The 14,794-nt window shown below is 67.9% G+C and carries 6 protein-coding genes and 1 pseudogene; 5 read left to right on the forward strand and 2 right to left on the reverse strand.

Translation table 11 applies throughout. From position 1 onward, the window contains the following. Positions 1 to 21: 21 nt before the first annotated feature. Positions 22 to 1,323, reverse strand: coding sequence for an ISL3 family transposase (locus tag ACX1D3_RS09775; protein ID WP_458993697.1), 1,302 nt, complete (start codon positions 1,321 to 1,323; stop codon positions 22 to 24). Positions 1,324 to 1,476: 153 nt separating this feature from the next. On the opposite strand from ACX1D3_RS09775, the pseudogene ACX1D3_RS09780 reads away from it, so the two are divergent. After that, a pseudogene (locus tag ACX1D3_RS09780) lies at positions 1,477 to 1,791 on the forward strand (hypothetical protein); the annotation flags it as partial. Between the two features lie 673 nt (positions 1,792 to 2,464). Here ACX1D3_RS09780 and ACX1D3_RS09785 read toward each other — a convergent pair. Then, complete coding sequence (locus tag ACX1D3_RS09785) at positions 2,465 to 4,138, reverse strand: AIPR family protein (protein WP_458993698.1); 1,674 nt, start codon at positions 4,136 to 4,138, stop codon at positions 2,465 to 2,467. A gap of 160 nt (positions 4,139 to 4,298) precedes the next feature. Here ACX1D3_RS09785 and ACX1D3_RS09790 point away from each other — a divergent pair, with 160 nt between their 5' ends. The 4 genes from ACX1D3_RS09790 to ACX1D3_RS09805 all read left to right on the forward strand — a co-directional run bounded on the left by ACX1D3_RS09790 (position 4,299) and on the right by ACX1D3_RS09805 (position 14,772). After that, positions 4,299 to 5,018, forward strand: a complete 720-nt coding sequence (locus ACX1D3_RS09790) for an HNH endonuclease (protein ID WP_458993699.1) — start codon at positions 4,299 to 4,301, stop codon at positions 5,016 to 5,018. A 21-nt stretch (positions 5,019 to 5,039) separates the two neighbouring features. Further along, positions 5,040 to 5,426 carry a hypothetical protein gene (locus tag ACX1D3_RS09795; RefSeq protein ID WP_458993700.1) on the forward strand — a complete coding sequence of 129 codons (387 nt, stop codon included), beginning with the start codon at positions 5,040 to 5,042 and terminating at the stop codon, positions 5,424 to 5,426. A gap of 738 nt (positions 5,427 to 6,164) precedes the next feature. Next, positions 6,165 to 12,557, forward strand: a complete 6,393-nt coding sequence (locus ACX1D3_RS09800; RefSeq protein ID WP_458993701.1) for a DEAD/DEAH box helicase — start codon at positions 6,165 to 6,167, stop codon at positions 12,555 to 12,557. Further along, entirely contained in the window at positions 12,550 to 14,772 is a 2,223-nt protein-coding gene (locus ACX1D3_RS09805; RefSeq protein WP_458993702.1) for a UvrD-helicase domain-containing protein, read from the forward strand. The genes ACX1D3_RS09800 and ACX1D3_RS09805 overlap by 8 nt, the downstream gene beginning before the upstream one ends. Positions 14,773 to 14,794 lie beyond the last annotated feature (22 nt).

Here is a 14,794-nt window from a genome sequence, read left to right on the forward strand (position 1 = left end):
GTGATGAGCCTTGACGGCTCTTCACAGAAGGCGGTGGATTTGGGGTCTGAACCCGCCTGCGTCGAGTAGGCAGCGGGCGATGTAGTTGACGATGCTTCTGAAGCCTCTGGCGGTGCCTCGGAGGTGTTCGAGGAGGCCGTTGATCGCTTCGGTGGGGCCGTTGGATGTGCGGGGGTGGTCGAAGAACGCGAGGATGTCGTCGCGGCGTCGATGAAGGGTTTGGCCCAGGACGCGGAGTTCGTCGAGGCCGGCGGGGACTCCTGTCTTGATGGTGTCGATGAGTCGGGTCATGATCTTCTTCCCCTCGGAGGGGTCGTCGGCTTGGTAGGCGTCGATCACGTCCTGGTAGACGCTCCAGGTGGTCTCGAACGCGACGTGACGCTGGTCGGCGAGCACTTTGGCGAGCCGGCGCTGTTGCTTCTCGGTGAGCAGCCCAGCGCGGGTCCGGGCGACCCGACGGATCCCGTAGAGCGGGTCCCCGGAGCGGCCCCGATGCCCGAGGGTCTCTTGCTGGACGCGTTGCCGGCAGCGGTCGAGCTTGTCCCCGACCAGGGCCACGACATGAAAGGGGTCCATCACGGTGGTGACGGTGTCGATCGCTTCGACGGCGGCGGATTTGTAGCCGGTGAAGCCGTCCATCGCGACGATCTCGACCGTGTCCCTGAAGGCCTCAGTTTGGGCTTCGAGCCAGGATTTGAAGGCCTGTTTCGATCTGCCCTCGACCACCGCCAACAACCTCGACGGGCCGCTTCTGGTCCTGGTCGGAGTGAGATCGATGATCACGGTGACGTACTTGTCGCCGTGGCGGGTATGTCGCCAGACGTGCTCATCGACCCCGACCGTGGTGACCCCGTCGAGGCGCTGCGGATGGTCGATGAGCAGGTCGGCGCCGGCGGCGAGGATCGCGTCGCAGGCGGTGTTCCAGGCGACGCCGAGGTTGGCCGCGACCCGTGCGATCGACATTCGGTCGATCACGATGGACTTGACGGCCTGCATGATCGCGTCACGCGACAGTTTCCCCTTCGACGGAGCCGCGGCCCGGATGTCATGGCGCCACACCCTTCGGCACGGGACACAGCGATATCGAGGCACGATCACCTCGAGGATCGTGGGTTTCCAGCCGTAGGGCACATGCGCCAGACGACGCAGCACCGCGTCGTGCCGCACCCCTGGCCCGGCGCACCCCGGACACGGCGACGGCGGTGTGGTGGGGCGGCAGCGCAGCACTGTGTGGTCGGGTTCGACGCGCTGGGCGGTCACGGTCAGCCCGAGACGATCGAGCCGGCAGAACGTATCGAGGCAGGGTGGGGTAGCGTTTCGCACAAGGGCCCTTGGGTTTCAGATGAGGCGTAGACACCTTCATCCTGCCAACCCGAGGGCCCCCTCCTCGACCCAGGGCACCCGGGACGGGATCCTTGACCCGGGTCAGCCGCCGCTCAAACGCGGCCCATCAATCCACTGCCTTCTGTGAAGAGCCAGATTGACGCCCTCATGGCCACGATGCTCGGCGTCACGGCCGACGAGCTCAGCACGATCTACCGCACCCAGTTCGCGGTCCTACACGGTTACGACCAGAACGACTACATCTACGACGCCAACGGCCGCTTGGTCCCGACCCAGGTGCGGCAGCTGTGGCGCAAGAAGGGTGACAAGCTCACCGAGGTGGAACGTACCGCCACCCACCCTGCGGGCACGGTCTACACATACGAACTCCCGTTCGCCCCCCGCGACCGAGAAGCCGACTTCCACACCGCGATGGCTCGCCTCGAAGCGCTGTCCTCGGCCTTGTGATGCTGAGTTCGGCTCCATTTCGGAAGTAGTCTCGCGGGAGTCCGTTGGTGTTCTCGTTGGTCCCCGCCATACCCTGCGCCTGACTCCACTAGCCAGTGAAAGGATGGGATCAACCGAGTCTAAGGAGTGATCCAGTGCGCTCTAGGGCCTTGATCGATACCGATTCTGACGCAAGCGGAGTGGTAGCGCTGCAACACCGGCGCGACCTCGGTTGTTGGTGGATCTGCCGCCGGGGTCCTCGTTTTGAGTAGTCCGAGAAGGTGAAGAGGGCCTTGGGTGCCACGCTCGTCGCCGGTTTAACCTCCACGGCGTTCCCAGGGTGACCTCGCATCTGAACAGTGCTGGGCTGTGGGTTTCGTGGATGACGCGGCCATTATCGTTGCTGCTGTCGGCTTCGTGGTGAAGCTCCCTCGAGCAAGAAGGATCCTCAACGTCCAGCCTCTTGACTTCCCCCAGCATCTGTGAGGCTTTCGAAGCCCGCAACCTACTGATGCCCCCGCGCCGCAATGTCCTGCCTGCTAGGCCACAAGCGCGACGCGGCGAGAGACCGACAGCCATCTTCCGCGGCGCGGCAGATCAGACTGCGGTTGCCACGCAGGCTTTAGGGCCTAGAGGCGACCGAGATGTGCCCAGTCACACACTAAGGAAGGTTAGGGGTGAGCGGTGGTCCGTTCTAGCTCGGCGTCCAATCGGTGAACGTCTCGGCCTTCTCCCGCTCGACGTCCTTTTCATAGCTCGCCAAGATCGACTGCGCTAGCTCCCCGGCCTGTCTAGGGCTCTTGAGGATCGACTTGTAGTCGAAGTCCACCGACTTGGACTCGACGTTGAGGTCAACCACGACGGTCTTCAGGATCTCTTCACACTTTCCCAGGAACTCCTCCATCTGCGGCGCGGTGAGCAAAGCTGGTTTCGCCACGTACGGACGCGAGGCGTCATTGTCACGCAGGATCTGCGAGAGCAGGTAGAGCATGAAGTACCGAGTCAGCGTGTAGGACGCCATCGGCCGGTTCTTGAGCTTCGGCAGGGTCTTATCGACTACACCCATCAGCCGGTGCACGAAGATCGCTCGCTGCGCGGTGACCTCCGGGCGTCCGAAAATCTCGGCGTACTTCTCGTCGAAGACCTTATAGATCTGGTGTGCGGACCACGGCTCCTGCACATCGAACGCTAGGAGCGCACGTCCGATCTCGTCGTTGGTGATAACTGTGGTGCCGGCCGGCGCCTTCTCGCCCCGCTTGATCTCGAAGAAGTAGTCGCCGTTGGCGTCGTTCATCTCCCTCTGGAGCCTGAGCTGGATCGCGTGGTTCGAGCGGAGGTCGCGCGGCTTGATGGCGTTCTGGTTATTGCTGTTCTCTGTGATCCGGCGAGCCAGCGCCTCGTCCTGGACCTCAACGACCCGCACCAGCACGCGGAGGTCATCGGTGAGCTTGGACTTGTCGTTGTAAAAGCTCGTCAGGCTCTGCGCACCGTTCACCACGGAGTAATTCTCGATCGTAAGCTCCCCGCTCTTGGAGTTGTCGGCAGACGAGCACAGGATGATCAGTCCGTTATGCCCGAGAATGAAGTTTGCGTGCCCTGCCTTGTGGACTAGGGCGCCACGGATTGCCTTGTTGACGCTAGTGTTGCCTAGCCCGTACCGCACGTTCTCCCGAAATAGCGAGCCGTCTGCGATGCCGTCCATGTGCACGAGCTGAAGCGCCCTCGCTGGAAACACGAACATCGTGGGGTCGTCCTTGCCGGCGCCGACCTTCATCTCCAGCGGGTCGACGTAGGAGGTGTCGAAGGTGAATGCACCCTTCTTGCCCTCGGTCGTGTCCACCTCGACCATCCGCGCGGCGATCTCATCGCGGTCGAAGATCGACAGGTCGGGCGTGACCGCCGCGTAGCCTTCGGAATCGGTGTTATGGGACTCGTTGGTGACGTAGACGCCGACGAGGCGGTAGCCGGCTCTAACCATGTCGGCCAACTGGATGCGGGTGATCAGCCGCTTCAGCTCGTCGTCGGCATTGCCAGCGAGGATCGTCTTCACCTTGTCGACGGTATCGAACTGAGCGACCGAGCCCATCAGGTTCTTCGGGCCGACGTCGCCGATCTTGCCTGTGTCGCTCTGCCGGATCTTGGCTTGAAGGAAGTGGATCTCCTCGTTGTTGTGATCGACGTAGACCCCGTCGATGCCCTTGTCGTTCGAGTGGTCACAGACGGCGTCCCGCGCGTCAGTCTCCTCTAGCCTATAGACGTTCTCGAGGAACCACACGAGGAACGAGGCCGACTCTCCAAGCCCCGTCCGCTCAGTGACGCGGGCGACTCTCTTGGACAAGTGGTTGTAGTTGAGATCAGTCGGCTTCATGCGCGACAGGTTACCCGCAACGTTGGCCTCGACCGCCCGCTCATCGCGGGGCAGCATGGAACGCGCGGGCAGCGGCAGATCCGTGCGCAGTTCATCGGTCTACACGCCAACTGTCGAATCCGGAGCGGTACGCGGCCGCAGAGACTGACATGATGTTGACATGACTGAGTTGATCGCGCAGTGCAAAAGGGCCCGAGGGCGCAACATCAAGCGAGACGTCGTAGTCCGACTCGTGGGTGCTGCCGGCGGGTTCTGCGAACGACCCAGCTGCCCCACCGGTTCGTTGTGGCACGAGTTGCCGAGTGGTGGGGATGCCGTGAAACTCGCGGAAGTGGCGCACATCGTCGCCGCGAGCGATGACGGCCCTCGTGGGGATGGAGAAGTCGCAACGTCGGAGTTGGTGGCTTTCCAGAACCTCATCTTGCTGTGCCCGAACTGCCACACCATCGTGGACCGAGCTCCGGAGGAGTACTCAGTGGCGGTACTCAACGGTTGGAAGGTCGCTCACGAGCGACGCTTACGGGAGTTGCTCTCGATCCGGGTCTTCGATACTCGAGCCGGTGCGCGAATGGAGTTGCAACGGGTGTTGGCGCAGAATCGATCAGTGTGGGAGCGGTACGGACCGGAGTCGGAAGCTGGAGCGACCCCGGAAGGCTCGGCGACGTGGCTGCGACAGGTTCAATGCCTCATCCTCCCGAATAACACTCGACTCTCAGCGTTGTTTGAGGCAAATGCACGCTTGCTGCGCGCTGAGGAACACCAAGTCGTCTCGGCCTTCGACACCCACCGGCGAGGTCTCGAAGACCGACACCTTGGGGTCGATGTCGGAGTGGCGGCACCACGGTACCCTTCTGAGGTGGAGAATCTCTTCATCGACTAGGCGGGATCGAGGGGTGTGCGGATGCCTGACATTGGCTACTACGAGAAGCGACCTCGGCCGCAGCAGCGCGAGTTCTTGAGGAAGTCGCTAAGCCAGCGAGGCGTGGTCGTGCGCGTGAAGCAGCTTGACGACCATCACTTCGTGGTCGAGCGCGACGGCAAACCCACGTTGCGCGTGTACTTCACCAACAAGTACATGCTTTCAGTGGCTGACGTGATGGAGATTCTCGAGGAGTCAGAGGACACGAACTGCATCGTGTCAACGATGGGGCATAACAAGTACTCTCCAGAGGCGAAGGAGTACTGCCGCGATCTGGGCGTTGGGCTGTTTCGGACGCAGGAGTTCCTCGGGGCGGTGTACTACGACGGTGACCGGTTCCTCGACTACGTGCCGCCTGAGCGGCGTTAGGACGCTTGTCGCCAGCGTCGTCCCATCAGACTGGCGCGTAGGCGTCTTCGGCAGCGCCACGAAGTGCACAGGGTTGCCGTGCACTGCGAGAGCACGCGACGTGGACTTGGCGATCATGCATCCGGTGGGGGCTGAAAGGGACGCAGTCACTGTTCGTCGTCGCCTAGTAGCTGATGCCTCCGACCTGGGGTGGGTTGCGGACGTAACGTTGATGTCGCCCGCGGAGGCAGTTTCCAGTAGCTTCTGGACCGGAGAAGAGGTCCAAGACCTGTGGAGCGCGAGTGCGTCCGCGTGCGCCGTAGGGCCTACCTGATCTCTCTCCAGGACCTGGCCACACATCGCGTCATGTGAGTGCGTGACTGTGTACACCGGCTCCTCCAGCGGGGATAGCGCTACCGAGGCGTTGACTGACAGGCCCAGTCATCAGACAACCGTCATCGCCCAAGCTTGGCGACGTGCCAAGCTATCGCTTTCAATGTGTGCACTGCTCGCTTGAGTTCGTTGTCCTCTCCACCGGGCGGTTCATGCGCATCCTCACGTTGGAGCGTCAGCAAGGGGCTGTCCTTGGACCAAAACCCACGTCATCGTCGCGAGGGCCGAACGCGGTGATCCGGCGCTGGCACGACCGCAAGCGAGGCTTCCATCAGGCCGATCCGGTCCGCGCGGCGTTGCTAGAAGGGCTATCTTCGCTAGGTTGGTGAGTTGGGGTCGATCCACGCCCCCTAGGAGGACGATCAAGTGAGCGAACTGCTGCCGGGCGGCCAGGCCGTGCGCCTGCGCGACGGCCTGATCGATTACCTCACTACGACCTTCGCCCTCGTCGATTCCGACGCGCAGGCTGCCCTTCGCGAGCTTCTGGAGGATGAGGCGGAGGGGATGTTCAAGGGTCCCTACCTGCGCACCGGGATGCCGTTCAGCCCCGCCCCGCGGCGCGAAGCCTCCCCGCTGGACTGGATGCCGCCCGGACTCGTCCCCTACGCGCACCAGGCGTCAGCCTTCCGGAGGCTCTCCAGCCTGTACGGCCGCCCCCAACCGACGCTGGTCACCACTGGTACCGGGTCGGGCAAGACCGAGGCGTTCTTGCATCCGATTCTGGACCACTGTCTCCGCGCTCGCCGCCAAGGCGTGGGCGGGATGAAGGCACTCATCCTCTATCCGATGAACGCACTCGCCAATGACCAGGCGAAGCGCCTCGCCCGGTTGATCACCCAGCGCGACTCGGACGGACACCAGCCCCTTGGTTCGGTCACCGCGGCGCTCTACACCGGCGAGGCAGCCGTCTCCGCCGATGGGAAGCGCTCCGGTCCCGCCACCAAGGTCACGGAGAACGGGCTCATCACCGACCGGGCGATCATCCGTGACGACCCGCCGGACATCCTGCTCACCAACTACAAGATGCTCGACCAGCTCCTCCTGCGTTCCGCCGACCAGAAGCTGTGGGAGAAGTCGGCCGAGTCGCTGACCTACCTTGTGCTCGACGAGTTCCACACCTATGACGGAGCGCAGGGGACGGATGTCGCGATGCTGTTGCGCCGGCTTGGGCTGGCGCTGAAGTCGTACTGGCCGGAGCGGGGAAGCGCTGGCGACATTCACAGCGCGGAGGAGTGGTGTCGGCCGCTGGGGCGGATCACACCTGTGGGGACGTCGGCAACCCTGGGGCCGCGGGAGGATGCCGTCTCTGAGGATCGGGACATCACGAAGTTCGCCACGCGGGTGTTCGGGGAGAAGTTCGATGAGAGCTGTGTCGTGGGGGAGCAGCGCTTGGCTCCGGATGAGTGGTCGGAGGTCGGGGCCGAGATGGGCGGTCGGCCGCCGGTTTCTGAGGTTTCGACACGGGGCTCGCTCCGCTCGCGCCCGGCTCAACCAGCGGAAGTGCAGGGCTCGCTGCGCTCGCGCCCGGCACAACCAGCGGAAACTGAAGTCACCGAGCAGGTGGCCGCCGCCATCGTCGCCCAGATCAACGACGACACCGAGCCCGCCGAGCTGTGCCGGGTTGTGCTGAGGGCCCTCCACGAGGATCCGGACACCGCCGACGTCAAGACCCTTGCGAAGTCCAGCGCGTTCATCCGCGACTTCCTCACCGCCACCGGGCAGGCCACCCACGTCACCGAGCTGGCGCGGCTCGTCCGCGGCACGCCCGAGACGCTGGACGTCCGCCGTCGGTTCGTCATCGCGGTCCACGGGGCCCTGGGACACCTGCGGGCGCGCGGCAAGGACGGCGGGCCCGACCGCGACATGCCGTCGACCGAGGCCCACATGTGGGTGCGGGAACTCAGCCGCATCGACCGCTACGCCGACTCCGCCGCCCGCTTCCGCTGGGCCGACGACGGACCGCCCGTCGCGAGCGAGGACGCCACCCAAGGTGGCGGGATCGCGTTCCCCGCCATCCACTGCCGGTTCTGCGGCCGCTCCGGGTGGGGCGTCGAGCTCGGACCGGTCGGCGACCAGCTGGCTGCCAACGACGAGAACATCCGACGCCACCACGTCACTCGCGAAGGCCGGTTCCGGCCCCTCCTCAACGCCTCGGCCGACGTCGACTCCGACGCGCCACCCGAGACCGGGCTGGCCTGGTTCGACCCCCGCGAGCGCCGGATCACCACCACGCCCAGCGACGTCGACCCCACCGCCGTCCGCGAGGGCCGCGTGCTGCGCGTCGTCACCCACATCGGTGAGGATGCGGACGACGACTCCGCCAAGGACACCTGCCCCAGCTGCGGGCAGACCGACGCCATCCGCTTCACCGGCAGCGCGATCGCCACGCTGATGTCGGTGACGCTGTCCAACATGTTCGGCCAGGCCACCCTCGACGAGGCCGAGAAGAAGTCGCTGGTGTTCGTCGACTCCGTCCAGGACGCCGCCCACCGCGCCGGCTTCGTCTCCTCCCGCTCCCACACCCTCACCCTCCGCTCCGTGCTGCGCGCCGCCGGCGACGCGCCGCGATCGCTGCCCGCCCTGGTGGAGCACGCCGTCGAGCAGGCCCGAGACGACAAGTTCAAGCGCTACCGTCTGCTCGCACCCAACCTCACCGCCCGAGAGGACGAGTTCAAGCCTTTCTGGGAGAAGGACAACCCGCCCGCCAAGCTCACCGCCATCGCCCAGGAACGCCTGCTGTTCTCCGCCACCCTCGAGTTCGGCCTCACCAGCAGCTTCGGCCGCACCCTGGAGCGCACCGGCACCATGAGCGCCCACGTCGCCATCGATGGCACCGACCTGGTGCGATCCGCCAGAAGGGCACTCGACTCGCTCGACCCCGGGCTGTTCCCCCACGACGTGGACGACCGGATGCTCACCGCCTGGGCCCGAGGGGCCGTCGAACGCATCCGCACCCAGGGCGGCATCTGGCACCCATGGCTGGATAGGTACGTCACCGAGGACGGCAACCGCTGGCACCTGTGGAGCCGCAAGGGCCGCGCCAAGTACATGCCGCCCTTCCCGCCCGGCCGCTCCACGCCCGCCTTCCCGCGGGTGGGCGGCGCGAAGATCGATGCGAACAAGGCGCTGCTCGACCCCGTCACCGGCACCCGTGCCTGGTACGCCCGATGGGCCCGGCGCTGCCTCGGCGTCGACGGCGCCGCCGGGGGAGTGCTCGCCCGCACGTTGCTGGACCAGCTCGCCAAGGACCAGCTGCTCCACGCCGTCGAGACCCGCAGCGGCGCCACCGTCTACGCCATCGAGCCGGAGCGCGTCGTCGTCGCGCCCACCGAGGACACGGATGTCGATGCCGGCCGCCACACCCTGCGCTGCACCACCTGCCACGGCGAGTTCCCCGTCAGCCTCGCCACCGGCGCGGACCTCGACGGCGGCCCCTGCCTGCACGCCACCTGCGCCGGCACCCTCGCCCCGCACCCCGGCGACGCGGACAACTACTACCGACGCCTCTACCGCTCCTCCGAGGTGCGGCGCGTCGTCGCCCGCGAACACACCAGCCTCCTAGACACCGCCAAGCGCCTCGAGTACGAGAACGCCTTCAAGTCCAGTGCAGACGACCCCACCGCGCCCAACGTGCTGGTGGCCACCCCGACGCTGGAGATGGGCATCGACATCGGCGACCTGTCCTCGGTGATGCTGGCCTCCCTGCCCCGCACCGTCAGCAACTACGTGCAGCGCGTCGGCCGCGCCGGCCGCCTCAGCGGCAACGCGCTGGATCTGGCGTTCGTCCAGGGTCGCGGCGAGTTCCTGCCCCGCCTCGGCGACCCGCTCTCCCTCATCAACGGCGCCGTCACCCCGCCCGCCACGTACCTGAGCGCCGAGGAGATCCTCCGCCGCCAGTACATCGCCCACCTCGCCGACAGCCTCGCCCGCGACCCCGATGCCATCCACCCCCGCACCACTGGCACCGCGCTGGCGCAACCCGCCGGGGGGAAGAACACCTTCCTCGACCAGCTCGTCGAGGCGTCCCGGAAGCCCGGCGCCGTCGACCGCTTCCTCGCCGCGTTCGCCGTCGACGGCGACCTCACCGCCACCCTCCGCCCAGACGCCGCCGAGGCGCTGCGTCAGTGGGCCACCCCCGGGCCCGATGGCTCCAGCGGGCTGGTGGTCACCATCGGCCGCGCCGCCCAGCGCTGGCACGCCGAGCAGCAGGACCTGGGGGACCGCCTCGACCAGCTCGTCGCCGAACTGCCCGACCTCGAGGCCCGCGAGCAGGACAGCGACGACGACGCCCGAGCGCTCAAGGAGGCGCGCGCCGAGCAGCGCATGCTGGAGGCCCAGATCGGCGCTGCGTATGGCGACTTCTGGATCTCGGCGCTGGAGCGGATCGGGCTGCTGCCCAACTACTCGCTGGTCGACGACTCCGTCCAGCTCGACGTCACCATGAGCTGGATCGACTCCGACACCGGCGAGTACCACTCTGAGGCCGCCGACTACTCCCGCGCCAGCGCCAACGCCCTGCGCGACTTCGCCCCCGGGGCGTCGTTCTACGTCGGCGGACACCAGATCGACATCGACGCCGTCGAGGTGGGCCACGACGGCTCCGCCATCCGCACCGTGCGGCTCTGTCCCCACTGCGGCTACAGCCACGACGGCGACGACACCCCCACCACCTGCCCCCGCTGCGGGAAGTCGGGCATCAACGACGTCGGCCAGAAGTTCGAGACCATCGAGCTCACCCGCGTCTCCGCGTTCGTGCGGCGCGACGAGTCCCGCATCGACGACTCCAACGACGAGCGCGTCCGCGCCGGGTTCTCCATCGTCACCGCCGCCGACGTCGACCCGCAGACCGTGCAGCACCGCTGGTACACCACCGGCGGGCTGGGGGTGGCGTACCTCAAGGGCATGGACGTGCGCTGGTACAACCTCGGCCCCCGCCGCCACACCGCCGGCGAGATCACGATCGCCGGGAACCGGCTCGCCGGGCCGCGGTTCCGGATCTGCGAGGCCTGCGGCCACCTCGACCGCACCGGGCTGGCCAACAAGCGCGACGAGCACCGGCCCTGGTGCAAGCACCGCCACAGCCACGAGGAGCACACCCGCTCCGTGCTGCTCACCCGCAAGCTCACCACCGAGGGCGTCGTGCTCACCCTGCCGCAGGGCATCGCGTTCGGCGACGACGTGTTTGCCGTGCCCAGCCTCACCGCCGCCGTCCTGCTCGGGCTGCGGGAGAACTATGGGGGCGCGCCCGACCACCTCGACGTCGCCTTCATTAAGGACCCGCTGCTCGACAACCGCGACGCCCTGCTCCTGCACGATCTCGTCCCCGGCGGCACCGGCTACCTGGCCGAGCTGGCCGACCCCCGCGAGCTGTGGCAGGTGCTGACCCGCGCGCTGGAGCGGGTCAAGGACTGCGCCTGCGCCGACGAGGGACGGCTGTCCTGCCACCGCTGCCTGCTGCCGTTCGCCGCCCCTTACAACCGCGAGGTCACCTCCCGGGTCGCCGCCGAGCGGCACCTGCGGACGCTGCTGGGGATCGACGGCGGGGAGCCGCCGCTGGTGCCGTCGTGGAAGATCACTGAGGCCCCGCCGGCGCCTGACCCGACGGGCGAGTCGTGGCTGGAGGAGCGGTTCCGGGCCGCGTTCCTGAGGCTGGCCGGCAAGCTGGGCGGCACCGTCAAGCAGACCCCGAGCATCTCCGGCAGCAACATCATCACCGTGTCGCTGGGCTCCCGCACCTTCCGGCTCCGCCCGCAGGTGCACGTGGCCAACTCCAAGCCCGACTTCGTCCTCTCCAGCGAGGGCCTGCCCGACGTCGCGATCTTCACCGACGGCTGGCAGTTCCACGCCTCGCCCAAGTGCAACAACATCGCCGACGACGCCGCCAAGCGCCGCATCCTCCGCCAGGGCGGCACCCTCGTGCTCGCGATCACCGCGCAGGACCTGGCGCTCGACGAGGCGGGCGACGCGGCCACGGCGCCGTCGTGGTTCAAGGCGCCGCTGGTCCAGAAGCTGAACGCCGAGCCGACGATGCAGCACACCGCCGCCGCGCGGGAGGCACTCCTGGGCGGACCGCTGGCGTTCCTGGCCGGGTGGATGCAGCAGCCCGACCCCGACAACCTCGGGCGCTTCGCCCGGGCGGCCGCGTTCTCGGTGTTCGCGTCCGGGGGCGTTCCTGTCGACGGGCCGAAGGACGAGCTCGCCGTCGGTCTGGTGTCTGCGGCGGGTGCGCAGACCCGCGTCTGGCGGCACGGGAGCCTCGTCGTCGCGGTGAGCGTCCCGGCCCCGGGCTCGGTGCGGCTGGCCGCGGTGCTCGACGACACCGTCGACCTCTCGGCTTCCGAGGCGAAGGACGCGTGGCGCGAGTGGCTGCGGCTGGCCAACGTCTTGGCGCTGCTGCCCGCGTCGATCGCCGTGTTCGAGGCGCGCTCGGCCGCGGCCGTCCCGGCGGCTCCGGTGGTGGACATCGTGCACGGGGGCGTCGACGTCGGCGCCGAGTGGCAGCCCATCGTCGAGGAGCTGGCGGGGGAGTCGGCCGAGGTGTTGGGCCTCATCGCCGCGCTGAGCGAGGCCGGGGTGTCCGCGCCCGACGGCGAGGTGGGCTACGAACTCGACGGCGTGCCGTTCGAGCTGGTGTGGACGAGCGAGAAGATCGCGGTGCAGCTCGACCCCACCCCGGGCGTCGAGGTGGACGGGTGGCGCATCCTCGCGCCCGACGCGGCCGCGATCGCGGCGGCATGGAAGGAACAGAGCGGTGCCTGAGAGCGTCATCATCTACCCGAAGCAGGACAAGCTGCTCGACTCGTCGATCAAGCAGAAGGCCTACAGCTTCCTCGAGAAGCTCGCCCAGGACGACAGCGCGCCCGGCCTGCACATCGAGCCCGTCAACAACGCCGCTGACTCCCGCGCCCGCACCGGCCGGGTGGACCAGCAGTACCGGGCGCTGCTGTTCAAGCTCACCACGCCCACCTCGACCGCCTACGTGGTGCACGGCATCTACAACCACGACGACGCCTACACGATGGCCGCCAAGGTCAAGCTGACGATCAACCCCATCAACGGGCTGCCGGAGTACAGCGAGGCGGCCGCGCCGGAGCCGGTCCTGACGTGGGCGGAGCCAGCTGGCCTTGAGTCTCTGCCGGCAGCGCCCCAACCGCTGATCGCGTTCAGCGCCGCCGACCTCACCGTCTCCCTCGGCATCCCGCCGGCAACAGCGGAGCAGGCCGTCGCGCTGACGAGCAAGGACGCGATGCAGGCGTTCGCGCAGACGCTGCCGGAATGGCAGGGGCTCGCGCTGCTGCTGCTGGCCGACGGGGAGTCGATCTCGCAGATCCAGCAGGAGCTGGAGATCATGAACCGTCCGATGAGCCACGAGGAGGCCGCCACCCGGTTCGTCGAGCCGGAACCGGTGAGCGACCAGGAGCTCCTCGACAGCTTCGACCACCCCAGCGCCCAGATGGGGTTCGCCAAGCTCGCCGGCGCCGACGAACTCCGCCGGGTCATCACCGGCGGCGACTTCTCCGCCTGGCGCGTGTTTCTCCACCCGCAGCAGCGCACCTGGGTGCGGGGCAACTGGAAGGGCCCGTACCGGATCTCCGGCGGCGCCGGGACCGGCAAGACCGTCGTCGTGCTCCACCGGGCGCGACGGCTCGCGGTCGAGGACCCGGGCGCGCCCATCGTCGTCACGACGTTCACCACCAACCTGGCGGCCGAACTGTCGCGGAGCCTCGAGCGCCTTGACCCCGACCTCCGCTTCGCCGACGCGCTCGGCGCGCCCGGGCTGCACGTCAAGGGGATCGACGCGCTCGCGCGGGCGGTGGTGCAGTCGGCGGGCGCGGACGTGAGCGAGGCCGTCGCGGCCGTGCTGGGCGTGGGGCGGACCGACATCGGGGGCCGGACCGACACCGACGCCGCCTGGCGCCAGGCCGTGCTGCGCGCCGGTGAGGACCTGGAGGAGAAGCTGCGCAAGCCCGCGTTCTTGGCCGCGGAGTACGAGATGGTGATCCTGCCGCACAGGATCACGCAGCTGGCGGACTACCTGAAGGTGGCGCGGCCGGGTCGCGGGGTGCGGCTGTCGCGGGCGGGGCGCAAGGCGGTGTGGGCGGTCGTCGAGGCCTACCGCGGGGCCGCCCGGGAGGAGGGGACGCTCGACTTCGCGGAGGCCGCCTCCATCGCCGCCGCCCACCTGGAGGCGACGGGGCAGCGGCCCGCCCGGCACGTGCTGGTCGACGAGGGGCAGGACTTCAAGCCGTGTCACTGGCAGCTGGTCCGGGCGCTGGCGGCCGAGGCGCCCAACGACATCTTCATCGCCGAGGACGCCCACCAACGCATCTACGGGCAGAAGCTGATGCTCTCGGCGTACGGGATCCGGACGCAGGGACGGTCGCGGGGGCTGAAGCTCAACTACCGCACCACCGCGCAGAACCTGGCGTGGGCCGTCGGGGTGCTGACCGGGCAGGAGGTCGTCGACTCCGACGGCGAGGCCGAGACCATGGCCGGCTACCTGTCGGCGCGCACGGGCCCGAAGCCGGAGGTGCGGTCGTTCCCGACGCTGACGGCGGAGCTGGACTTCGCGGGGGACCTCGTCGGCTCCTGGGTGGGCAGTGGTGACGTGGCGCCTGAGACGGTCGCGGTGCTGGTGCGCGACCGGGTGACCCGCGACCGCGTCGTCGCCGGGCTGGGGGAGCGGGGCGTCGAGGTGAGAGCCTTGGAGGCGGGGACGGTGAGGCCCGGCTACCCGGTGGCGCTGACCATGCACCGGGCGAAGGGCACAGAGTTCGCGCGGGTGCTGCTGTTCGGGCTGAACAAGGACTCGATGCCGATGGGACTGAAGGCCTACGACTACGACGACGAGGAGCTCAGCGAGGCGCAGCTGCGCGAACGCTCGCTGTTGTACGTGGCGGCGTCGCGGGCCCGCGACGAGTTGGTGGTGACGTACAGCGGCACCCCGTCGTCGCTGCTGCCCGCCTCCGCCTGAGCGCACGGAGCTGGCCCTCCGA

It is taken from the genome of Tessaracoccus yangjingae (genome assembly GCF_054483935.1).